Origin of the sequence: uncultured Brevundimonas sp. (assembly GCF_947305955.1) — a bacterium.
GTDB lineage: Bacteria > Pseudomonadota > Alphaproteobacteria > Caulobacterales > Caulobacteraceae > Brevundimonas.
The window spans coordinates 13120-35065 of sequence record NZ_CAMZFB010000001.1; the positions used below are offsets into that span (position 1 = coordinate 13120).

The following is a 21946-nucleotide window of genomic DNA, read 5'->3' on the forward strand; positions in this document are numbered from 1 at the left end:
GCCGCGGCAAACGCCGCAATGGCAGGTCAAATCACCGCCAGAATATCCATTGTGCAGGAAGATGGTGGAGCCGAGGGGAATCGAACCCCTGACCTCGTCATTGCGAACGACGCGCTCTACCAACTGAGCTACGGCCCCGTGCGGTGGAGATAAGGACGACAGGTCCGGCCTGTCAACGGGTCGTTGGCCTGCTTGGCTATTGTCGTACGGATCGCTAGAAGGGACGGCTTGAAACAGGGATAGACACCGATGGCCGCCGGCTTTGTGAACTTCTTCTTTCTGGTGCTGAACTGGTCGCTGGACCTTGTGGTCATTGCCATCATCGCCAACGCCATCCTCAGCTGGCTGCTGGCGTTTGACGTCATCAACTATCGCAACCGTTTCGTCTATCAGATCGCCACCGGGCTGGACCGCTTCACCTCGCCGCTGTTGGCACCGCTGCGCCGTTTCATCCCGTCGCTGGGCGGCATCGACATCACGCCGATCATTCTGTTGTTGGTGATCCGCGCCCTTCAGTCGACCGTCATCGTGGCCCTGCATAACCTTTGCCTTGGCATGGTGGGCTATTGAGCTAGGGCTTGCAGGTCACGCCCCTATGCATTTCCGACATCGCGTCGCCATTCGTGACTTGCACCCAGCGTAGCGGCCTCTAATGCTGTTCAGCCTAACTGTTCAGTTCTGTCGGAAGCCCTAGTTGACCATGAGCGGATTCAAAACTGTCGCCATCATTGGCGCCGGTCAGATGGGGGCAGGTATTGCCCAGACCGTCGCCACCGGTGGCTATGACGTCAAAATCTATGACGCGGCAGAAGGACGCTCCACGCTGGCACTGGGTGAAGTCGCCGCCAGTCTTGCCCGCCGCAGTGCGCGTGGACTGATTGGCGAGGCCGAAGCCCACGCGTCGCTGGGCCGCATCCAGCAAGCGGGCTCCATTGTCGAACTGGTGACCGGCGCCGATCTGGTGATCGAGGCGGCCAGCGAGGACGAGGCCGTCAAAAAAGCCGTTCTGGCCGATGCCGTGCCGCATCTGTCGGCCCATACGGTCATTGCCAGCAACACTTCGTCGATTTCCATCACCCGTCTGGCCTCGGTGACCGACCGTCCGGACCGCTTTATCGGCCTTCATTTCATGAAGCCGGCACCGGTGATGCGACTGGTCGAGATCGTGCGCGGCATCGCCACCTCGGCCGAGACCTATGACCAGGCGGTCGCCTTTGCCGAGAGCCTTGGCAAGGAGACCACCGTCTCCGAAGACTTCCCCGCCTTCATCGTCAACCGCATCCTTGTGCCGATGATGAACGAGGCGATTTACACCCTTTATGAGGGCGTCGGCACGGTCACCTCGATCGACCGCGCCCTCAAGCTTGGCGCAAATCATCCTATGGGCCCGCTTGAACTTGCGGACTTTATGGGGCTGGATGTGGCTCTGGCCATCATGAACGTGCTTCATGAGGGTCTGGCAGACAGCAAATACCGCCCGTGCCCGCTGCTGGTGAAATATGTCGAGGCCGGCTGGCTTGGGCGAAAGACCGGCCGCGGTTTCTATGACTATTCGGGCGAAACTCCGGTACCCACACGCTGATGATTGAACACGCCGCCCCCACCCCGCCCCGCACGGATCGCGAAAGCGCCACGAGCATCATCGACCGTTTTCCGGGGGGCGAACGTGTTGCACCGCGTAATAGCCCGCAGTCCAAGATTCTGGCCGTCCTGCTGGCCGCCGCATGGCCGCCGCTGCTGGTGACCCTGCCGATCTGGCCGCCGCATCACTATTGGGCGGGGCTGGATACCGACTGGCGGCTGGTGCTGCTGGCGGTGGGGCTAATCGCCACGCCGATCTTCATGGCCCGTCTGGCCAAGGCCAAGCGCCCGAACAATGCACCGTGGACGCGCCGTGCGGTTGTGGCCCGCTATGTCATCTATGGGGGCCTTCTGACGGCTGTCCTTCAGATCCTGATGACCCTTGTTCTGGCCATCGTCGCCGGTTTCTCGGGCGAGAGCTTTGTTCAGGCTCTGGGCGCGATCGAGACGGTCGTGCTGGTGTTCGGGGTTCTGGGCGTTCCCCTCGCTCTGATGGTGGGTGTCAGCTACGCCCTGTGGGGCGGGCTGTGTGTGGCCTATATCGGCTATAAGAAGGTGAACGTTTCACGCTTCTAAAGCCCAGATGACCATCGGGAGGGGTGGCCATGACGGTAGCGGATAATCGACTGATATCGCTGGACAGCCTTCGTGGTCTGGCTGTACTCGGCATTCTTGTCGTGAACATCATGGCCTTTGCCTGGCCGATGACTGTGGCCATGGATGCCACAGCCGGTCCGTTTGCGATCGATGGCATGCTGTCGGGCAACGACCGCCTGTTCTACTGGGTCGAGCAGACCTTCTTCGTCGATCGTTTCCGCAACCTGTTCACCCTGTTGTTCGGGGTCAGCCTGTTTCTGGTGGGCGGAGAGCGCACCGACAAGGATCGCGGGCGCCTGTTGCGACGGCGCCTTGGCTGGCTGGCCGTGTTTGGCCTCGTCCACGGGTTGCTGATCTGGTTTGGCGATATTCTACTGTTCTATGCGTTTTGCGGCCTGTTCGCCATGCTGGCGCGCTCGCTGTCGGGGCGTATCCTGATCATCATCGGCGGGGGGATCACCGCGGCCCTTGGTTTTTGCCAGCTCGGGTTTGGCCTGCTGCTGCCCATGCTGCCGCCGGAGTTTTCCGCGTCCATGTCGGGCGAGCAGACCGCGGATGTATTCGGCTCGGTCACCGATATCATCGCGGCCTATCAGTCCGGCCTAGTCGGGGCTTTGATCGAGAACCTGAAGGCGTGGCTGATCGTCCAGCTCAGCAGCCTGATGATCATGCCATTCTCGTCCATCCCGATCATGCTGCTGGGCATGGGGCTGTTCAAGGTAGGCTTCTTCCACGGGCGGGTCAGGGCGTGGATCTATTGGGCGCTGATCGCCGTCACGGCGGTGGCACTGGCCGCTCGCGGCTGGGCCGTGCATGTCGAAAGTTTGGTCCCTCCCGTCGAAATGCCGTCGCGGGGGCTGGATGAAGCCACAGCAGGGCTTTCTGTGCTGATCACCATCGGATACGCCGCCCTGGTCATCATGGTGCCGGTGATGTTCCGCTGGCTTGCCCCTGTGGGCCAGATGGCCTTTACGACCTACCTCTGCCAGTCGCTGATCATGGCCTTTGCCTTCTATGCGCCATTTGGGCCAAAGCTGTTTGGCACCGTGCCACCCGGCCAGATGTGGACATGGATTATCGGGTGCTGGATCGCCCAGATTGTCTTTGCGCATGTATGGATGCGGTTCTTTAGATGGGGTCCGCTGGAGTGGGTGTGGCGCTGCCTGACCTACGGTCGCAAGCTCGAGATCCGCAAATCCCTCCCCTAGTCGCATTGCAGCGGGACGTGTGATGGCTTAATCGCCACCGCATGACCGATACTGCACGCCCAGACACCCGCCCCGAAGCACGCTCACCCCGCGGTTTTCAGGACCGTCGCGGCCATGATTTGAGCGTCGAGCGTCAACTGATCGCGCGCGTGTCGGAAGTTTACGAGCGCTGGGGCTTTGAGGCCCTTGAGACGCCCGCCTTTGAATATGTCGATGCGCTGGGCAAATTCCTGCCGGACACCGACCGCCCGAACGAAGGCGTTCTGGCGCTGGAGGACGACGACGACCAGTGGATGGCCCTGCGCTATGACCACACGGCGCCGCTGGCCCGCTTTGCGGCGCAGAACTGGGAAACCCTGCCCAAGCCGTTCCGCCGCTATGCCTATGGTCCGGTCTGGCGCAATGAGAAGCCGGGTCCAGGCCGCTTCCGCGAGTTCTGGCAGTGCGATGCCGATACCGTAGGTTCCGACCGCCCCGAGGCCGACGCCGAAATCATCGCTATGGGCGTTGAGGGTCTGGGGGCCGCTGGCCTCGAGGCCGGTCAGGCCGTTATCCGCGTCTCCAACCGCAAACTGTTCGACGGTCTGTTCGACGCCGCCGGTATCACCGACACCAACCAGCGCCTGACCGCCCTGCGCGCCGTCGATAAATACGACCGTCTGGGTATCGAAGGCGTACGCCTTCTGCTGGGCGAAGGCCGTCTGGATGAGTCCGGTGACTACACCAAGGGGGCCAATGTTCCGGCCAGCCTGATCACCAGCATCGAGGCCTTCCTCGCTTCGGCCGAACAGCCGGGCCTGTCGCGCGCCGAGGTTCTGGACGCCATTGCCAATGTCGGTGCCGGTCTGGGCGCTGCGGGCGAAGCGGCTCTGAAGGAACTGTCGGCCATCGACCGCGCCCTGAACGCCATGGGCGTGGCGCAGGATGCGGTGAAGTTCGACCCGACCATCGTGCGTGGTCTGGAATACTACACTGCCACCGTGTTCGAGGCCGAGCTGCTGCTGGAGACCAAGGACGAGAAGGGCCGCCCGATGCGCTTCGGCTCGATCGGCGGCGGTGGCCGGTATGACGATCTGGTCGCCCGCTTCACCGGCCAGCAGGTTCCGGCCACCGGCTTCTCCTTCGGTGTGTCGCGTCTGGCCTCGGCCCTGAAGGCTGCAGGCAAGACGGGCGAAGGCCGCACCCGCGGACCGGTCGTCGTCATCGTCTTCTCGGACGACGACATGCAGCACTATCTGGATGCCGTGGCCGAGCTGCGCAACGCAGGCATTCCGGCAGAGCTGTATCTGGGTCGCGCCGGCATGAAGGCCCAGTTCAAATATGCCGACCGTCGCAACGCCCCCGCCGCCGTCATCCTCGGCGGTGACGAGATCGCAGCGGGCGAAGTCACCATCAAGGATCTGGACGCCGGTCGCGCCCAAGCCGCCAACATCGCCGACAACGAAGCATGGAAGGCTGCCCGCCCCGGTCAGGTCAAGGTCGCCCGTTCGGAGCTGGTTGCCACCATCAAGGGCATTATCGAATAAGTTTCGAGAAATTACCTGCAACCCCATCAGGTTATCATCGATAACTCATAAATCCTTCGATTCCTTGCTTTCATTCGATTGACGCAAGGGCATCGATTGGGCCAATTGGGGTCACTCGAGGGACGCAGCGCGGTGGCGCAGCAGTCACTTGGAGGCGTTTCGGGGAGGAAACGTCCGCTCCATCAGAGAGCGAGAAGGCCCGCTGCGATGTATCCCCCGCAGCGGGCTTTTTCATGCCTGCATCCCAAGCTTCAGCTTAATCGCGCACGTTCATGCTTAACGCCGATACTCCGTGCGGCAGCGTCGCGCATGAAAAAGGCCGGTGGGAAACCACCGGCCTTCTCACTATCGAAACATTTTCGATAATCGCTTACCAGAGACGGACGCGGTCTTCCGGAGCGAGGTAGTATTTGTCGGTCGGCTGTACGTCGAAGGCCGAGTACCACTCGTCAACGTTACGCAGCGGGCCGATGACGCGGAACTGGGCGGCCGAGTGCGGGTCGGTGGCGACCTGCTGGATCAGTGCCTGCTCGCGATACTTCGACTGCCACACCTGGGCCCAGCCATAGAAGAAGCGCTGCTCGCCCGTCAGGCCGTCGATGACCGGAGCCTCTTGGCCCTTCAGCGACAGACGATAGGCATGCAGGCCCACGGCCACGCCCGAAGCGTCACCGATGTTCTCGCCCATGGTCAGGTTCGGGTTGATCTTATAACCGGCGACCGGCTCGAACTGGGCGTACTGCTCACCCAGACGGGTGGTCAGGGCCACGAAGTTGGCGCGGTCTTCCGGCGTCCACCAGTCGCGCAGGACGCCATCGCCGTCCGACTTGGAGCCCTGGTCGTCGAAGCCGTGGCCGATTTCGTGACCGATCACGCCGCCGATGCCGCCATAGTTCACAGCCGCATCGCCATTCGGATCGAAGAACGGCGGCTGCAGGATGGCAGCCGGGAAGACGATCTCGTTATTGACCGAGTTGTAGTAGGCGTTGACGGTTTGCGGAGTCATGCCCCACTCGGTCTTGTCGACCGGCTTGTCCAGACGCGAAACGCGGTCGGCATAGGACCACTGGCGCATACGGATGGCGTTGCCGACCAGATCGTCGCCACGGATTTCCAGAGCCGAATAATCACGCCACTTGTCCGGATAGCCGATCTTGACGGTGAATTTGTTCAGCTTGTCGAGGGCGGCGGCCTTGGTCTCATCGCCCATCCAGGTCAGGTTCTGGATACGCTCGGCTTGGGCCAGACGCAGGTTGGCGACCAGTTCTTCCATTTGGGCCTTGTATTCCGGCGGGAAGTACTGGGCGACGTACAGACGGCCTGCGGCTTCACCCAGAGCGCCCTCGGCGAAGGAGATGGCGCGCTTCTCGCGGGTGCGCTGCTCGGGCTGGCCCTGCAGGTCGCGATCGCGGAAGGCCCAGCGCAGGTCGGCAAAACGCTGCGACAGCAGCGGAGCCATTTGATCGGCGGTGTGGAACGCCTGCCAGGCCTTCAGCACATCCAGATCGGCTTCGGCATAGATGGCCGCCATCTTCGGCATGGCCGTGTCTTGGCGCACGATGATGCGGTCGGCATGGCCAAGACCCGCAGCATTGTAGAAGCCCTGCCAGTCAAAGCCCGGTGCCTCGGCCGCCAGCGACTGGATGGTGTATTCATTATAGGTGCGGTCGCGGTTGCGGTTTTCCGCAGGCGTCCAGTGAGCCTGAGCGATACGGTTTTCCAGATCGACGATCTGGGCCGCGGTTTCGACCGGATTGTCCCAGCCGATCTGGGTCAGCATGTCGGCCACATAGGCCTGATACTTTTCTTTCTTCTCGGTGAAGCGCTCGTCCAGATAGTAGTCGCGGTTCGGCAGACCGATGCCCGAGTGGCCGGTCGAGACGACGTGGCGGGTCGGGTTCTTGGCGTCTGCGCTGACAAAGGCACCAAAGAAGGCCGCACCGAAGTCACCATTGTGCGCGCCCATATAGGTGGCCATGGCTTCATGGCTGTCGATGGCGCGGATATTGGCGAGGTACGGAGCCAGCGGCTGGGCGTCCAGCGCCTCGATGCGGGCTTCGTCGATATAGGAGCGGTAGGCGTCGGCGATCTTCTGCTCGTCAGAGCCGGCAACCAGATCGGTACGGGCGGCCAGACCCAGCACCAGCTCCTTCATGCGGTTGTCCGACAGTTCGCGCAGCAGCGGGAACGAGCCGTAAGACGTGCGGTCCGATGGAATGACCAGTTGTTCGAAGGCGGCGCCATTGGCGTGGAAGAAGAAGTTCTCGCCCGGGCGCACCGAGGTGTCACGGCCGGAGAGGTCGAAACCCCAGGTGCCGTAGCGGGGGCTTTCGGTGCCCTGCCAGCCACCATTGGCCGCCTTGGCCATCGGCGTTTCGAACAGGCTGACCATCTCGCATTCGCTGTCGATGCAGGCGTGATCGTGCGCTGCCGTTTGCGCCATGGCTGCTGCAGGCATCACCAGAGCTGCAACGGCGGCACTTACCAGGAGTCTTTTCATATCTGTCCCTCGAATAGAGTCATCTTTAGCAATGCCCTTGGGCGTTGAATGCGGCAGACGACTTGTTCGCAGATTGATTAGGCTACCCACCGATGCCCGACAATAGTGGCAGAGGCTTCCAACCAAGACATTGGTCGAAAACAGGAATCTGCGAAATTTCTTGAGGCAGGAGTTTTCTGTATATCCGAGCCCGAGAAAACATTGTTGCGCCACCCGTTGAAATGGCCACAAAAACGCAAGTTTTTTTCTCGGGGCTAGTAAAAATACTTACTTAAATCGCAATTCAGAGGGCTTTGGGCATGCATTTGGACGGATTTTCGACCCATTTTGGTCACTGTTCGATGATGTTAGTTCGCTCCAGCAAATCGCCCCGTACCGCTGTTCGCCCGTCATTGTTACCGCAGCGACCTTGGTCCGGGACCGATCCAGTTTCGGCGGCTCTCCCCGCCTGTTTTAAGTTTTAGTGATAGAGTATTTAAGTCGATGACCGAGACCGTCGTTGTCGCTTCTGCGACCGCCGAATCCGAAGCCAAGCCGCGCGTAAACCGTCGCCAGGTGGCCAAGGCCCGTACCCGCCTGAAAGTTCTGGAAGCTGCCCGCAACCTGTTTGCGGAACGTGGCTATGACGCCGCCACCATCCGTGACATCGCCAAGGGCGCTGGCATGTCGACCGGTGCGGTTTTCGCCAACTTCCAAGACAAGGCCGAACTGTTCGAAGCCGTCTTCGCTGAAGAAATGGCTGCCCTCGCCGAAGACTTTGCCGCTGGCATCGCCATCGACGACACCACCGCCGCCCGTCTGGCCGGTGGCCTGACCGCCGGTTACCACCGCGCTCTCGATCACCTGCCGCTGATGCAGGCTATGGTCGCCCGTTCGTGGTTCCAGCCGGAAGACGCCGACAAGCGCGTCCGTGAATTTCTCGCCCCGATCATGTCGGCCCTGAGCGAAGTCCTGCAAGCCGGTATCGCCAAGGGCGAGCTGCGTCAGGACATCGACGTGGCCATGATCGCCCGCATGGTGTGGGACATCTATCTGTCGAACTTCCGCCGCGCAGCTTTCGACAACTGGGGCATCGAAGAGCTGACGCCGCTGGTCCGCAAGCAAATGGACGCCCTGCTGGGCGGCCAGCTGGCCAAGTAAGTCCGGGACATCCGTTCCAAAAGAAAGGCCGGAAGGGAAACCTTCCGGCCTTTTTTCTTGGACGTCAGCTGCGCCAGCGCAGGACGGTCTCCTTGACCGGATTGACGAAGGCCCTGCCTTCGGCACGGCTGAGCAGCCATTCCTTCTTGGTCTGCTGGTACCATTTGGCCTGTTGGTCGGCGTCATCGATCCAGATGAAGGTCGGATCGTATTTCAGACCCTCGTTCTGAAGATTGACCATGCCGCCATCCTGCTGGAGGAAGGCCACGACACCTGCGCGAAGGAAGGGCTTCATCAGCCCGAAAATCCAGTGGTCGGACCAGAAGACCTGCGTCACGCGCGTGCGCTTGTCGGTAATCGGGGTCAGCAGGGTCAGCGCCAGCACATAGCGGCTGCCAACCTGAATATGCTCCCACCGATAACCCGGCAGGCGGAAGCTGATCTCGGTCTCGGGGGTGCCGCCCAGTATCTTATAAAGGCGGCTGTTGGACGAAGGCTTGTGCCGCATCATGGTCCAGCCAAAGGGCGAGGGCGCAAAGGCCTTGGCCTTTTCGTGCATGGACTTGGCCGAGCGCCACCACCACTGTCGATGCACATAGGGGCCATGGGCCGGATCCATCAGGCCGATGGACGCATGGTCGATATGGCTTTCAAAATCCATCCATTCAAACAGGCGGATATCGCCGTCGGCACCGGGAAAGACGGGCGGCTCGTGATCCGGCTCTGACGGATGGCGCGGATCGGCGGCCATCCAGACGAAGATCAGGCCCTGGCTTTCCCGAACCGGATAGTTGCGGACCTTGAACCGCTGCGGATCAACATTCTGCCCGTCACACAGCGAAGGAATGGCGGCGCACACACCATCGGTGCGGAAACGCCAGCCGTGATAGGGACATTCGACCGTCTCGCCCTCGCCGTCGCGCTCGACCAGACGGCCTGCGGACAGGGGGGCGGCGCGGTGCGGACAGACATCGCGCAGGGCATAGACCTCGCCCGCGCGGGTACGGCCCAGCAGGACAGGCTCGCCCATCACCTCATAGCGTTTGAGCGAGGCGGCCCCGACCTGTCGAGACAGCGCTACAAAATACCAGGCATCGGTGACATAACCCTTGCCGAACGCTGTCGACGGCTTGGGGACGACGGACGGCACAACCTGTGATGCGTCACTCTTCATCCGGTTGTCATATCAAGTCGGCGCTGACATGTCCTGCTGGACATTATAGAGAACTTTGTTTTATAAAGTCGCGTAAGAAAACATATCCATCGGAGAGAACGCCCTTGTCCCGCAAAGCACTTATGGCGGCCATGCTCGCCCTGCCCCTTTCGCTGACACTGCCGACGGTCAGCGCAATGGCCCAAACCCAAGCTCACGGCTCGGATCATGGCCACCAGCATGCCGACTTCCAGTCCGACCGCATCCACGTTCGCGTTGATGGTTTGGAAGGTGGGCCGGACGTGGTCCTTATTCCGGGCCTGACCTCGTCGCCGCGCATCTGGCAGGACACGGTGGACCAGCTTTCGGCGACCCACCGCATCCACCGCATCCACGTCAACGGCTTTGCTGGAGCCCCTGCGGGCGGCAATGCCCAGTCGGGTGAAGAGCCTTCGCCGTTCGTCGTGCCGGTGGCCGAAGAGATCGCCCGCTATATCGAAGCGAACGGCCTTCAGAAGCCCGCCGTCATCGGCCACTCGCTGGGCGGCACCCTCGCCATGACGCTGGCCTCGCGCCATCCCGATGCTGTCAGCAAGGTGATGGTCGTGGACATGCTGCCCTTCGTTGGCGCGATGTTCGGCCCTCCCGGTGCCACGACGGCTGAAAGCGTCCAGCCGGTGGCGCTGAATATGTGGCGTCAGCAGGCCTCGATCTCGCGCGAAGACTACAACACCGCAGGTGTCGCGACCGTCACGGGCATGGTCAATAATGAGGCCCGCCGTCCCATGGCGATCGAGGATGTCGAGCGTTCGGACCAAGCCGTCGCGGCGGCAGCCTATTATGATCTGGTCATCAGCGACCTGCGGGCTGATCTGCCCAAGATCACCGTCCCGATGACGGTGCTCTATGTGAAGTTCAACGATGCGCGCATGACCAATGAGATCACCGACATGATCTACCGCGCCAGCTTCTCGACCCGGCCGGAGACCACGCTGAAACGCATCGACGACAGCGCCCACTTCATCATGTTCGACCAGCCCGAAGTGTTTGCGGCAGAAGTCGATAGCTTCCTGAAATCCAATTAAGTCGCCATCAAACGGTCGACAGTTTATGGATGGTGTCGAGTACCCCCGAGCCGCTAGGTTCGGGGGTGGCTGACCACGAGGACTTCCATGGCGCGTAACGACCGTAACCCTAATGCCGAGCCCAAGCCTCGCCGTTCATTCTTCGGACGGCTGTTCTATTGGGGTTCGGTTCTGGCCGTTTGGGGCCTGATTTTTGCGGTCGTCTTCTTTGCGATTTTCGCGCGCGACCTGCCTGATACCTCCAGCCTCTATAATGTCGACCGCCAGCCGTCGGTGACCTATCTGGACCGCAGCGGCGCGCTGATTGCCGTGCGCGGGTCGCAGATGGCCCCGCCGGTCGATCTGGACTCCCTGCCCGACTATGTCCCCGCCGCCTTTGTGGCCATCGAGGACCGTCGCTTCTGGAGCCACCCGGGCTTTGACCCCATCGGCATGAGCCGCGCCATGGCGTCCAACCTCAAGGCCAAGCGCGTGGTTCAGGGTGGCTCGACCATCACCCAGCAGCTGGCCAAGAACCTGTTCCTGACGCCGGACCAGAACCTGAAGCGCAAGGTTCAGGAGCTGATGCTGGCTGTCTGGCTGGAAGTGAAATTCTCCAAGAAAGAGATCCTCGCCCTCTATCTGAACCGCGTCTATTTCGGTGCCGGTGCCTACGGTATCGAGGCCGCCTCGCAGCGCTATTTCGACAAGCCGGCCCAGCAACTCACCGTAGGCGAAGCCGCCCTTCTGGCAGGCCTTCTGAAGGCCCCTTCGCGCTATTCTCCGGTGAGCGAAAGCGAGCGCGCGGCGGGCCGTGCCACCGTCGTTCTGAACTCCATGGTCGAGACGGGCATCATCACCGAGGCCCAGCGTCAGGCCGCCGTGGCCGAGCCGGTGCGCGTGTCGCGCACGCTGGCCAGCCAGCACGCCCAGTATTTCATCGACTGGCTCGACAAACAGGTCCGCAGCATGGTCGGCGAACAGACCGAGGACCTGATCGTCGAGACCACGCTGGACCTGTCGATCCAGACCGATGCCGAACGCGCTGTCCGCCGCATCATCGACCGCGACAAGGACAAGGGCGTCGAACAGGCCGCTCTGGTGGCCATGGACGGCGATGGCCGCGTGCGCGCCATGATCGGCGGGGCCTCCTATCCTGACAGCCAGTTCAACCGCGCCACCGAAGCGCGCCGTCAGGCGGGTTCCGCATGGAAGCCGTTCGTTTATCTAGCCGCGCTGGAAGCGGGCTATACGCCGGATACCGTGGTGGTGGATGAGCCTGTCACCATCGGTGGCTGGTCGCCGCGCAACTATTCGGGCGGCTTTGCCGGTCAGATGACGCTGGCACAGGCCGTCGCCCAGTCCACCAATACGGTCGCCGCTGCCGTGGCCGATCAGGTGGGCCGCAGCAATGTCGCCAATGTCGCGCGCCGTCTGGGCATTACCGGCAATATCAGCACCTCGCCGTCGATGGCGCTGGGTGCGGTCGAGGTGTCGCCGCTGGAAATGGCACAGGCCTATGACGCCTTTGCCAATGGCGGACGCCGCGTGAAAGCCTATGGCATCAGCCGTATCCGTACCAAGTCGGGCCGCATCGTCTATCAACACGGCGGAGCCGAGGCCAATCAGGCCATCCATAACCCGTCACTCTATTATCTGAACCAGATGTTGCGCGGTGTGGTCACCGGCGGCACCGGCCGCGCGGCAGCCGTGGGTGGTCGCGATATCGCGGGCAAGACCGGCACGACCTCCGATTACAAGGATGCCTGGTTCGTCGGCTATACCGGCGGCTTTACCGCTGCGGTGTGGGTCGGCAAGGACGACAACACCCCGATGCGCCGCATCTCCGGCGGCGGAGCACCGGCAGCGATCTGGGCCACCTTTATGCAGGCCGCCCTGCCCAAACTGGCGGTTCAGGCCATTCCCAACGGTCCAGCCCTGCCGGACGGCTGGGTCCCGCCGGATCCGGTGGGTGACCTGATGCGCGACATCGAAGAGCCGCTGGTCGACGATACCAATGTGCCGATCGAGGACCCGATCTATGACGGCCCTGTCGATCCCAAACGCCCCGTAGAGACCGCGCCTCCGGCACAGGCTCCGAACCCGAAGCCCGCGCCCAAGCCGTCCAACGAGGCGCTCTTCTACTAGGCCCCGCCCTAGCCGCCGATGGCGTGAAGCTCTACGCCGTGCTGTTTCAGCCAGCGGCGCATGGGCTTGTGATCTCCGATCAGGCTTTCGACCACGGCCCAGTATTCAGGGCTGTGGTCGGCCCTGACCAGATGGGCCACCTCATGGGCAGCCAGATAGTCGGCCACCTTTTCAGGGGCCATCACCACCCTCCAGCTATAGCGGATCGAGCGGTTGTGCGGGCTGCATGAGCCCCAGCGCGAACGGGTATCGACAATGGATATCCGTACCGGCTTCTGGCCGAGTTGGGCGAGGTAGTGCTCGGTCCGCTCCACCAGAAACAGCCGCGCCTGTTTGCGGAACCAGTTCTCGATACGTCGGGCATAGGCCTCGCCCTCGCCACCGGCCCGCAGGACAGGGCCATCGGGCAGATCGATCAGCCGTGCCGCACCTACACCCTCGATGCCCTCAAGGCGGATTGGACGCCCCAGCAGGGGGATGGTCATACCGGGGGCGAACGGGCGGATTTCAGACGCCCCGTCCAGCTTTTCAGCGATCCATTCGGCTTTGGTCTGGGCAAAGGCGACGCCCTGCGCCAACGCTGATGCCGATGGCACCACCACCACCGCTTCACGCGACGCGGCGTCGATGCGGATGGAGAGCCTGCGCGCCCGTCTGTTGACCGACAGCCTCAGGGTATGACCGCTGGCGAGGGCCAGTCGGTCACCGTCCCTGTATCTAGGCTGAAAAAGCTTCATTGGCGGCGATGAAATCCCGAAGTCGCGGATAGATCTGCTCGCGGAAGCGGCGACCGTTGAAGACGCCATAGTGGCCGACATCGGCCTGTACGTGAAGCAGGCGACGCCTGTCGGGAATGTTCGGGGTCAGAACGTGGGCCGCCTGTGTCTGGCCGACACCGGAGATGTCGTCGTTCTCGCCCTCGATGGTGGCCAGACCGATATCGGTTATGGCGGCCAGATCGACCTTGCGCTCGCGATGGGTCAGCAGACCGCGCGGCAACAAATACTGCTGGAACACATAGTCGATGGTCTGGAGATAAAACTCTTCGGTCAGGTCCAGCACCGAGAGGTATTCGTCATAGAATTCCTCGTGCTTTTCGACGCCGTCGCCATCACCCACGACCAGACTGTCGAAATAGCGCCTGTGGGCGTCGAGGTGTTTCTCCTCGTTCATCGACATGAAGCTGTAGAGCTGGACAAAGCCCGGATAGACACGGCGGCCCGCACCCGCATAGGGCAGCGGCACGGTATGGATCATGTTCGAGCGGAACCAGGTAAACGGCTTTTCCTCGGCCAACTGGTTGGTCACCGTCGGCGACAGTCGCGCATCAATGGGCGAGCCGAGGAAGCTCATAGAGGCGGGACGGTTGGGGTGGTTGTCCTCGGCCATAAGGGCACAGGCCGCCAGCACGGGCGGCCCCGGCTGGCACACGGCCACAACATGGGCGCGACCGCCGATGGCCGTCAGCATGTCGCGCACATGGTCGATATAGTCGTGGAAGTCGAACCGCCCCTCCAGCAGGGGAACTTCGCGGGCATTGGTCCAGTCAGTGATGTGGACGTCAAAGTCCTGAAGGAAGCCTTCGACCGTCCCGCGCAACAAGGTGGCGTAGTGGCCCGACAGCGGTGCCACGATCACAAGATTGGGGCGCTCGCCCTTTTGGCCCGCAGCCGCCAGATCGGCGGGGTCGCGGGTGAATTTCAGCAGTCGGCACCATGCCGTTGACCACACCACCGACTGCGACACGGCCACCGGCCTGTCATTGATGGTGACGCTGTCCAGCTTCCACTCGGGCTTGCCATAGCGACGGGTCAGGCTCTCGATCAGCTCTGCGGCGGCAAAGGCGGTGCGCCCCATGGCGGTGTCGGACGCCAGATTGAACGGCGAAGTCCAGAACTCGCGCGCCATCTGCGCCCCGAGGCGCAGCGGCATGGCGGAATGATAGGCAAGCTCGTGCCAAGCGTAGAGCATAGTGAACCGATACATCGCGCCCGTCAGGACAGGCAGGGGTCAGACAGTCTCATACTGCAACGCACAATGAACCACGGTCGATCCACTATGGAAAGCGTAACCTTGGTTGCGTATGGCGGGTTTGACCGCCCGTTCAGCCTCTGGCCATCGCATTGCGGATCAGGGACACCGTGCGGTCCGGTCCCAGATCCGAGGCCAGCGGGCTGCGGAACTTGCCGTCCGGTCCCATCAGATAGACGGTCAGGCTGTGGTTCATCGTATAGCCTTCGCCCTCTCCGACCTTTTCATAGAAGACGCGATAGGCCTTGGCCGCATCGGCGACCTGTTGGTCCGAGCCGGTCAGGCCGATCACACCCTTGGGGAAGCCGTCCGAGGACAGATAGTCCTTGAGCGCCTGCGGGGTATCGCGGGCCGGATCGATGCTGATGAAGACCATCTGCAGCTTGTCTGCGTCGTCGCCCATCTGTTCCTGCACCGCGTTCAGGACGCCCAGAGTGGTCGGGCAATAGTCGGGGCAGTAGGTAAAGCCAAAGAAGACCAGCGACCATTTGCCGTTCAGGATGGACTGATCAACGGTCTGGCCATCCTGATTGACCAAGGTGAAGTCACCACCGACCAGCGGCTGGCCAGTCGCGACCTCATGGGCGCGCGGGGCGTCCGATCCATTGCGCTCGTTCCACACCAGAACGGTCGTGAAGAACAGGCCGATCGCCAAGGCTGTGATCACGGCGGCAAAGATGACAATCGAACGACGGGGCATGACCAAACCTAGATGCAGGATATCTGTGCGCCATTCAGACCCATGGGCGGGCGCAGATATAGGGGTATAAGAGCAAGGTGAACCATACAGAAGCCCCCTCCCTGTCGCAGGCCGTGGCCGATGCCGCCCGCAGCGGCACGCGCGATCTTCTGGATCTGTCGCGCCAGTCCAGCCGTGGGCGGGGCCTCAGCATCCGCACCCTGATCGTTCTGCGCTGGCTGACGATTGCCGGACAGCTGGCGGCGGTTCTGCTGGCCTATTGGGCGCTGAGCTTCCCCCTGCCCCTGATTTCGTGTCTGGCGGTGATCGGGGCCAGTGTGGCGGTCAACCTTGCAACCATGGCCCGCACGCGCAAGCAGCAGGTCAATCTGCGTCAGGAAAGCCGCACAACCTTCCAGCTGGGTTTTGACGTCCTGCAGCTGTCGGCTCTGCTGTTTTTGACGGGCGGCCTGACCAATCCCTTCTGCCTGCTGTTAGTAGCGCCCGTGACCGTGGCCGCGGCAAGCCTGCCGTCCCGTCAGGCGCTGGGTCTGGCGACGCTGGCGCTCATCTGTGTGGCGGGGATGTTCTGGTGGTCCCTGCCCCTGCCGTGGCGCACGGACGAGGCGCTGGAACTGCCGGGCCTTTACCGGATGGAGCTGGGTATCGCCCTGATCACCGGCGTGCTGTTCACATCCGGCTATGCATGGAAGGTCGCCAGCGATGCCGAACGGCTGGAACTGGCACTGGCCACGACGCAGGATGTCTTGCAACGTGAGCAGAGGCTGGCGGCGATTGGCGGTCTGGCCGCCGCTGCCGCACACGAACTGGGCACGCCCTTGGCGACCATTCAGATCGTGGCGCGCGAAATGCTGCGTCATGCCGACAGCGACGGGGCCTTGGCCGAAGAGGCCAATCTGATCCTGCAACAGGCCGCGCGGTGCCGCGAAATCCTGAACCAGCTTTCGGACGCGCACCACAATGACGATGGCCCCTTTGCCGAGGCCGAACTCAAGGCCGTGCTGCAGGAGGTCGCCGCCCCGCATCAGGGCTTTGATCTGGATTTTGACCTCAAGGTGGTCGCGCCCGAGGGTCAGCCCCTGCCACGCATCTATCGCCAGCCGGAGGTCATCCATGGCCTGTCGGCACTGGTCGAGAACGCCGCCGATTTCGCCAACCAGACCGTCAGCATGGTCGCCACGGTCGATGCGGGCTGGATCACCGTCGACATCAGCGATGACGGCCCGGGCTTTGCGCCCGATGTCGTGCCGCGCCTTGGCGATCCCTATGTGACGACGCGCCCGCAGAACAAGGCCCGCCGCGCGCTGGCCAAGCAGCTGGCCACGGCTGGACAGGACCACTCCACCCCCATCGCCCCCAGTCAGGGCGGCATGGGGCTGGGTTTCTTTATCGCCCGCACCCTGCTGGAGCGCAGCGGGGCGCGTGTCTCTATCGGTTCCGGCCTTGCCCGCCCCGAGGGTCACGGGCATGGCGCACGCGTATCTGTCCGCTGGCCTCGCCAAAGACTTGAAGCCCACCAACCCGATCAGGATGACATCTCCGCGGGCTAGGGCCGCGTGGAACCATATGTCGCACCTGCTCCCTTGGTTCTTGACCTGAGGGGTGCGAGGCCCGACCTGAAGGCGCAGGAGAAGTTGATGTCCGAACTCGAAAACCTGATTGCCGACCTTGCCGACAAGTCCGTGCTTTTGCTGGACGATGATCAGGCCCTTCGCACCCGTCTGGGCCGCGCACTGGAATCGCGGGGCTTTGTGGTCACGCTTGCGGCATCCGTCGCCGAGGCTCAGGGCATTATCCGCGAAGCGCCGCCGGCCTTTGCTGTGCTGGACATGCGCCTTGAGGACGGCAATGGGCTGAAGGTAGTCGAGGCTCTGCGCGATGCGCGCGAGGATGCCCGCATTGTCATGCTGACCGGCTATGGGGCCATCGCCACGGCGGTCGCCGCTGTGAAGGCCGGTGCCGTAGACTATCTGCAAAAGCCGGCCGATGCCGATGATGTGGTCAAGGCCCTGCTGTCCGCTGGCGAAGCGCCCGAGCCCCCCGAGAACCCCATGAGCGCCGACCGCGTCCGCTGGGAACATATCCAGCGCGTGTTCGAACTGTGCGACCAGAACGTTTCCGAGACGGCACGCCGCCTTGGCATGCACCGCCGCACCCTCCAGCGCATCCTCGCCAAGCGCGCGCCGCGCTAACTGCTTTATAGTGCCCTACGCCAGCGCCGCGGGCGCTGACTACTTGAGGGCGCTCTTGCCCTAACGCCAGCACCACGGGTGCTGGCTACTTGAGGGCGTTTCTGCTCTATCGCCTGCGCCGCGGGCGCTGGCTACTTGAGGGCGTTTTTGCCCTACTCCAGCGTCGCGGTCGCTGGCTGCTTTAAGGTTAGGATCCAACCTCGCTGCGGGCCAATCGGAAGGCGCTGAGCCGTCCGAATGCGATCAGCATGGCCTTGCGACGTGCCGCCGCCAATGGCTCTGGCGGGGCGTCGCGCACCACCGCCCCCCCGAAACCGTCGGCTATGATCAGGCCCGGTTCATCCGGCAGGACGCCTTCGGGAAAGTCCGGCGAGACGGCAAAATAGAAGGCATCGCAATAGGGCGCATATTCATGCCATTTACGATCGACGCGAAAATCGTCAATGCCGGATTTGACCTCGACAATGATGATGTCGCCCTTCTTGCCCAAGGCCAGAACATCGGCGCGGCGACCGTTTGGCAGGCACACCTCCATCAAGGGTGCATAGCCCATATCCGCCAACAGGCGGGCGGCTCCGCGCGTCACCGCATGGGTGGTTTCGGTGCGCGAAAAGCGTAGCTCGATATCGGCAGGGGCTAGGGCCATGCCAATATTATGTTCTTCTTACGTTCCGTCCACAAGGCGTTGGCGGTTGATCTGCCATTCGTCTTTTGTCTGACCCCAGATATTGCAGGTTGCCGTATCGAACGGGACAGGCAGCGGACGCGGGCCACGGTTTTTGGACCCCAGCTTTTCGGCCACCTTTTCCGAGGGTTTGTTCCGCGGATCGATGCAGTGGATCACGTCATGCCAGCCCAGCACATCGAAGGCATAGTCCATGGTCGCAATGGCCGCTTCCATCGCATAGCCCTTGCCGTGGGCATCGGGGTGCAGGCTCCAGCCCACTTCCCTGCCAGGCCAGTCATAGGGGTGAAGCGGGCCGATCCGGCCCAGCCATAGCCCCGTCTGTTTGTCGATGACCGAGAACATGCCCTCGCCGTGCAGGGCCCACATGCCGACCACCATGGCCATGGTGCGCCAGACCTGATGCTTGGACTGGGTGCCGCCTATGAACTGGCTGGCCTCTTCGTCCGCCAGCAGCTCGCACCAGCGCGGGAAGTCCTCCAGCGTCGGTGGACGCAGGATCAGCCGCTCGGTCTCCAGCGTGGGGCCGACACGGGTTTCAGTGGTTCCGGTCCAAGGCGTCACAGATGATACTCCCTCTCCAGCGTATAGACGCTGCCCTCCCGCGTCAGGACGCTGGAATAGAGGCCGAACGTCGTAAAGCGGATCGGGGGGGACTGGAGCAGGTTGTGCCCTGTAATCCAAGCGCCAACGCGGTCCGGGTTCGTTTCGGGCTTCAGATAGGCCAGGGTGACGTGGGGGCGATATTCGCGCCGTTCGGGCGGCAGGCCCGCACGGTCGCCCGCCGATTTGCAGCGGGCGGCCAGTTGGCTCAGCGCCTCATTGGGTTTTACCCCTGCCCAGATGGTGTGGCTCTGGTGATTGTCGCCAAAAGCCCCGACACCGTTCAGCTCCAGATCAAAGGCTCCGCGCCCTTCGGCCCGCACCAGTTCGGAGGCCAGATCATCGGCCTGTCGCTCGGTCGCGTCACCATAGAAGGCCAGCGTAATGTGCAGCTGGTCCAGCGGTCGCCACTTGGCCCCCGGCAAACCGGTCTGGCGGCGTTGCAGGGTTTCAGCGATGTGTTCGGGCACGTGCAGGGCGGTGAAGAGTCTGAGCATGCGACCGTTGGTAGCGGCTGGAACGGACGACTTAAAGGCGGGTTTTCCTTGCATAGGAGACTGCGCGACCCGATATTTCCATCAAGGTCGGCATACTCCGACCATTTGGGAGACGAATTTCGCGATGAGCGACTTCAACAACGGCTATGCGCGCCCGCTTCCGCAGTCGGCGGACATGTCCGTCGACGCCGGTCTGCGCGCCTTCATGCTGGGCGTTTACAACAAGCTGGCCCTCGGCCTCGCTGTTGCAGGCGTGCTGGCCTACATCACCGGCAACGTTCCGGCTGTTCAACAGCTGCTGTTCGCACGCATGCCGGATGGCCGCATCGGCCTGACCCTGCTGGGTATGATCGTTCAGTTCTCGCCGCTGGTCATGCTGTTCGGTTCGATGTTCTTCATGAAGAACCCGACCGCCCGTGGCGTGAACCTGCTGTACTGGGCCGTGGTGGCCACCATCGGTGCGGGTCTGGGCGTTCTGTTCCTGACCTATACGGGCGGTTCTCTGGCTTCGACCTTCTTCGTGACGGCGGCAGCCTTCGCCGGTCTGAGCCTCGTCGGCTACACGACCAAGAAGGACCTGTCGGGCATGGGCACCTTCCTGATCATGGGTGTGATCGGTCTGGTCATCGCTACGCTCGTGAACGCCTTCATCGTGAAGTCGGGCATGTTTGGTCTGGTCATCTCGGGCCTTGGCGTCCTGATCTTCGCGGGCCTCATCGCCTATGACACCCAGCGTCTGAAGATGACCTACTACGCTCTGGGCGGCGACCAGCAGGCTCTGGGCGTGGCCACCGGCTTCGGTGCGCTCAGCCTGTTCATCAACTTCATCAACCTGTTCCAGTTCCTGCTCGCCTTCCTCGGCCAGCGTGAATAGGGCTTTTTAAGTGCGCTATGGCAGCGACGCGGTCGCTGCCGACTTGAGCGCGTTAAGTGCGCTATGGCAGCGACACGGTCGCTGCCGACTTGAGCGCGATGAAGTTCAAGCCCCTGCCATACGGCGGGGGCTTTTTTCATTCCACCACCGTAAAGCGGCGGCTGTCGAAGACCTTGAGCACCTGAGCCAGTTCGCGGCCGCGTTTCAGGATGATGCCGCCCTCGCCGATCACGGCGTACTGACCCTGTTTCAGGCGCAGCGCGGGGCGTTTTTCGATGCGGTAGGCAGGGGCGTCGCCATGACGGCGAAAGACCGCGAACTCGGCCACGTCCTTGAGCCCCGCCATTGAATAGTCGCGCCACTCGCCCTGCGCGACCATCCGTCCATAAACGCGAAGCAGTTGGTCCAACTCGCGACGGTCCCAGAATACGGGTCCGGCCAGCGGGGTTTCAGGCGTCGGATCAAAGTTCATAACCTCAATCTAGTCCCCCCGCGCCCGAAAGCCAGCCTCGCCAATCTTGACCCTGCGTCTTGTCAGTGGCGGCGGGGGCGTCCAAAAGACGGGCAACAGATTTGATTTCCAGGAGACACACCATGGCTGACGGCTGGGATATGCCTAAGGGCGAGCTGATGAAGGGCAAGAAGGGCCTGATCATGGGCGTTGCCAACTCCAACTCGATCGCTTGGGGCATTGCCTCGCAGCTGGCGGCTCAGGGTGCGGAACTGGCCTTTACCTACCTCGGCGAAAGCCTCGAGCGCCGCGTGCGCCCGCTGGCCGAAAGCGTCGGCGCCAAGGCCATCATCCCGTGCGACGTCTCTGACGACGCCTCGATGGATGCCGCCTTTGCCCAGCTTAAGGAAACCTTCGGCGAGATCGACTTCGTGGTCCACTCGGTCGCCTTCGCCAACAAGAACGAGCTGCAAGGCTCGTTCGTCGACAACACCACCCGCGACAGCTTCCTGCTGGCCATGAACATCTCGGTGTACAGCTTCGTGGACGTGGCCCGTCGCTCGGCCGAGTTGATGCCGAACGGTGGCTCGATGATCACCCTGACCTATCTGGGTTCGGAACGCGTGATCCCGAACTACAACACCATGGGCGTGGCCAAGGCCGGTCTTGAGGCCGCCACCCGCTACATCGCCCGTGACCTCGGCCCGAAGAACATCCGCGTCAACGCCATCTCGGCCGGTGCCATGCGTACCCTGTCGCTGGCCGGTATCTCGGGCGGCCGTGGCCTGCACTCCAAGTCGGCGCAGTTCTCGCTGATCAAGGAAGAGACCTCGATGGAAGGCGTCGCTGGCGCCGCCCTGTGGCTGACCTCGGATCTGGGCCGCTCCACCACCGGTGAAGTGGTTCACGTCGACGCCGGTTTCCACGCCGTCGGCCTGCCGGACGATCTCGAAGTCTAATCAGCAGTTTCCAGATGAGGCGGTGCTTTCCAAGGCA

Annotated in this window: 21 protein-coding genes and 1 tRNA gene; 12 read left to right on the forward strand and 10 right to left on the reverse strand. The window is 62.6% G+C overall.

The features are described 5' to 3' along the window. Nucleotides 1-62: 62 nt before the first annotated feature. Nucleotides 63-138, reverse strand: a tRNA-Ala gene (locus Q0Y42_RS00060). 111 nt (nucleotides 139-249) lie between these two features. Here Q0Y42_RS00060 and Q0Y42_RS00065 point away from each other — a divergent pair. From Q0Y42_RS00065 to hisS, 5 genes are all read left to right on the forward strand, one after another. After that, complete coding sequence (locus tag Q0Y42_RS00065) at nucleotides 250-570, forward strand: YggT family protein (protein ID WP_297798837.1); 321 nt, start codon at nucleotides 250-252, stop codon at nucleotides 568-570. 130 nt (nucleotides 571-700) lie between these two features. Beyond that, a complete protein-coding gene (locus Q0Y42_RS00070; RefSeq protein ID WP_297798839.1) occupies nucleotides 701-1582 on the forward strand; it encodes a 3-hydroxybutyryl-CoA dehydrogenase in 882 nt (293 codons plus the stop codon). Further along, nucleotides 1582-2157: a hypothetical protein gene (locus tag Q0Y42_RS00075; RefSeq protein ID WP_297798841.1), complete on the forward strand. Its 576-nt coding sequence runs from the start codon at nucleotides 1582-1584 to the stop codon at nucleotides 2155-2157. Before Q0Y42_RS00070 ends, Q0Y42_RS00075 begins: the two co-directional genes overlap by 1 nt. Before the next feature lie 29 nt (nucleotides 2158-2186). Next, a complete protein-coding gene (locus Q0Y42_RS00080; RefSeq protein ID WP_297798843.1) occupies nucleotides 2187-3386 on the forward strand; it encodes a DUF418 domain-containing protein in 1200 nt (399 codons plus the stop codon). A gap of 41 nt (nucleotides 3387-3427) precedes the next feature. After that, on the forward strand, nucleotides 3428-4912 hold the full coding sequence (gene hisS, locus Q0Y42_RS00085) for a histidine--tRNA ligase (RefSeq protein ID WP_297798846.1): 1485 nt from the start codon (nucleotides 3428-3430) through the stop codon (nucleotides 4910-4912). 370 nt (nucleotides 4913-5282) lie between these two features. Here the strand turns inward: hisS and Q0Y42_RS00090 are convergent, their stop codons facing one another. Next, on the reverse strand, nucleotides 5283-7412 hold the full coding sequence (locus tag Q0Y42_RS00090) for a M13-type metalloendopeptidase (protein ID WP_297798848.1): 2130 nt from the start codon (nucleotides 7410-7412) through the stop codon (nucleotides 5283-5285). Between the two features lie 483 nt (nucleotides 7413-7895). Here Q0Y42_RS00090 and Q0Y42_RS00095 point away from each other — a divergent pair, with 483 nt between their 5' ends. Next, the gene (locus tag Q0Y42_RS00095; RefSeq protein WP_297798850.1) at nucleotides 7896-8552 is read left to right on the forward strand and encodes a TetR family transcriptional regulator; all 657 of its coding nucleotides are present in this window, start codon (nucleotides 7896-7898) and stop codon (nucleotides 8550-8552) included. A gap of 64 nt (nucleotides 8553-8616) precedes the next feature. Here Q0Y42_RS00095 and Q0Y42_RS00100 read toward each other — a convergent pair whose 3' ends face one another. Next, a complete protein-coding gene (locus Q0Y42_RS00100) occupies nucleotides 8617-9726 on the reverse strand; it encodes an aromatic ring-hydroxylating dioxygenase subunit alpha (protein WP_297798852.1) in 1110 nt (369 codons plus the stop codon). Between the two features lie 104 nt (nucleotides 9727-9830). Here Q0Y42_RS00100 and Q0Y42_RS00105 point away from each other — a divergent pair, with 104 nt between their 5' ends. Together Q0Y42_RS00105 and Q0Y42_RS00110 are read left to right on the forward strand one after the other, a co-directional pair. Continuing rightward, nucleotides 9831-10790, forward strand: a complete 960-nt coding sequence (locus tag Q0Y42_RS00105; RefSeq protein ID WP_297798855.1) for an alpha/beta hydrolase — start codon at nucleotides 9831-9833, stop codon at nucleotides 10788-10790. Nucleotides 10791-10877: 87 nt separating this feature from the next. Beyond that, nucleotides 10878-12917 carry a PBP1A family penicillin-binding protein gene (locus tag Q0Y42_RS00110; protein WP_297798857.1) on the forward strand — a complete coding sequence of 680 codons (2040 nt, stop codon included), beginning with the start codon at nucleotides 10878-10880 and terminating at the stop codon, nucleotides 12915-12917. 8 nt (nucleotides 12918-12925) lie between these two features. Here the strand turns inward: Q0Y42_RS00110 and Q0Y42_RS00115 are convergent, their stop codons facing one another. From Q0Y42_RS00115 to Q0Y42_RS00125, 3 genes are all read right to left on the reverse strand, one after another. Then, the gene (locus Q0Y42_RS00115; protein ID WP_297798859.1) at nucleotides 12926-13654 is read right to left on the reverse strand and encodes a SprT family zinc-dependent metalloprotease; all 729 of its coding nucleotides are present in this window, start codon (nucleotides 13652-13654) and stop codon (nucleotides 12926-12928) included. Then, nucleotides 13635-14888, reverse strand: a complete 1254-nt coding sequence (gene phaZ, locus Q0Y42_RS00120; RefSeq protein WP_297798860.1) for a polyhydroxyalkanoate depolymerase — start codon at nucleotides 14886-14888, stop codon at nucleotides 13635-13637. The genes Q0Y42_RS00115 and phaZ overlap by 20 nt, the downstream gene beginning before the upstream one ends. Nucleotides 14889-15021: 133 nt before the next feature. Further along, nucleotides 15022-15648, reverse strand: a complete 627-nt coding sequence (locus tag Q0Y42_RS00125) for an SCO family protein (RefSeq protein ID WP_297798862.1) — start codon at nucleotides 15646-15648, stop codon at nucleotides 15022-15024. A gap of 77 nt (nucleotides 15649-15725) precedes the next feature. Here Q0Y42_RS00125 and Q0Y42_RS00130 point away from each other — a divergent pair, with 77 nt between their 5' ends. Both Q0Y42_RS00130 and Q0Y42_RS00135 read left to right on the forward strand, forming a co-directional pair. After that, nucleotides 15726-17198: an ActS/PrrB/RegB family redox-sensitive histidine kinase gene (locus Q0Y42_RS00130; RefSeq protein ID WP_297798863.1), complete on the forward strand. Its 1473-nt coding sequence runs from the start codon at nucleotides 15726-15728 to the stop codon at nucleotides 17196-17198. Nucleotides 17199-17285: 87 nt separating this feature from the next. After that, on the forward strand, nucleotides 17286-17840 hold the full coding sequence (locus Q0Y42_RS00135) for an ActR/PrrA/RegA family redox response regulator transcription factor (RefSeq protein WP_297798864.1): 555 nt from the start codon (nucleotides 17286-17288) through the stop codon (nucleotides 17838-17840). A gap of 187 nt (nucleotides 17841-18027) precedes the next feature. On the opposite strand, the gene mmcB is transcribed toward Q0Y42_RS00135, so the two are convergent. From mmcB to thpR, 3 genes are read right to left on the reverse strand one after another with little or no spacing between them, the layout of a single operon-like run. Further along, nucleotides 18028-18486 (reverse strand): DNA repair putative endonuclease MmcB, encoded by a 459-nt coding sequence (gene mmcB / locus Q0Y42_RS00140; protein WP_297798866.1) that lies wholly within the window; start codon nucleotides 18484-18486, stop codon nucleotides 18028-18030. An 18-nt stretch (nucleotides 18487-18504) separates the two neighbouring features. Beyond that, nucleotides 18505-19089 carry a GNAT family N-acetyltransferase gene (locus Q0Y42_RS00145; protein WP_297798868.1) on the reverse strand — a complete coding sequence of 195 codons (585 nt, stop codon included), beginning with the start codon at nucleotides 19087-19089 and terminating at the stop codon, nucleotides 18505-18507. Continuing rightward, the gene (gene thpR, locus Q0Y42_RS00150) at nucleotides 19086-19625 is read right to left on the reverse strand and encodes an RNA 2',3'-cyclic phosphodiesterase (RefSeq protein WP_297798870.1); all 540 of its coding nucleotides are present in this window, start codon (nucleotides 19623-19625) and stop codon (nucleotides 19086-19088) included. The genes Q0Y42_RS00145 and thpR overlap by 4 nt, the downstream gene beginning before the upstream one ends. Before the next feature lie 124 nt (nucleotides 19626-19749). Between thpR and Q0Y42_RS00155 the strand changes: the two genes are divergently transcribed. Then, complete coding sequence (locus Q0Y42_RS00155) at nucleotides 19750-20499, forward strand: Bax inhibitor-1/YccA family protein (protein ID WP_297798872.1); 750 nt, start codon at nucleotides 19750-19752, stop codon at nucleotides 20497-20499. Between the two features lie 136 nt (nucleotides 20500-20635). On the opposite strand, the gene Q0Y42_RS00160 is transcribed toward Q0Y42_RS00155, so the two are convergent. After that, a complete protein-coding gene (locus tag Q0Y42_RS00160) occupies nucleotides 20636-20971 on the reverse strand; it encodes a DUF2794 domain-containing protein (RefSeq protein WP_297798874.1) in 336 nt (111 codons plus the stop codon). Between the two features lie 122 nt (nucleotides 20972-21093). Between Q0Y42_RS00160 and Q0Y42_RS00165 the strand changes: the two genes are divergently transcribed. After that, nucleotides 21094-21909, forward strand: coding sequence for an enoyl-ACP reductase (locus Q0Y42_RS00165; RefSeq protein ID WP_297798876.1), 816 nt, complete (start codon nucleotides 21094-21096; stop codon nucleotides 21907-21909). Nucleotides 21910-21946 lie beyond the last annotated feature (37 nt).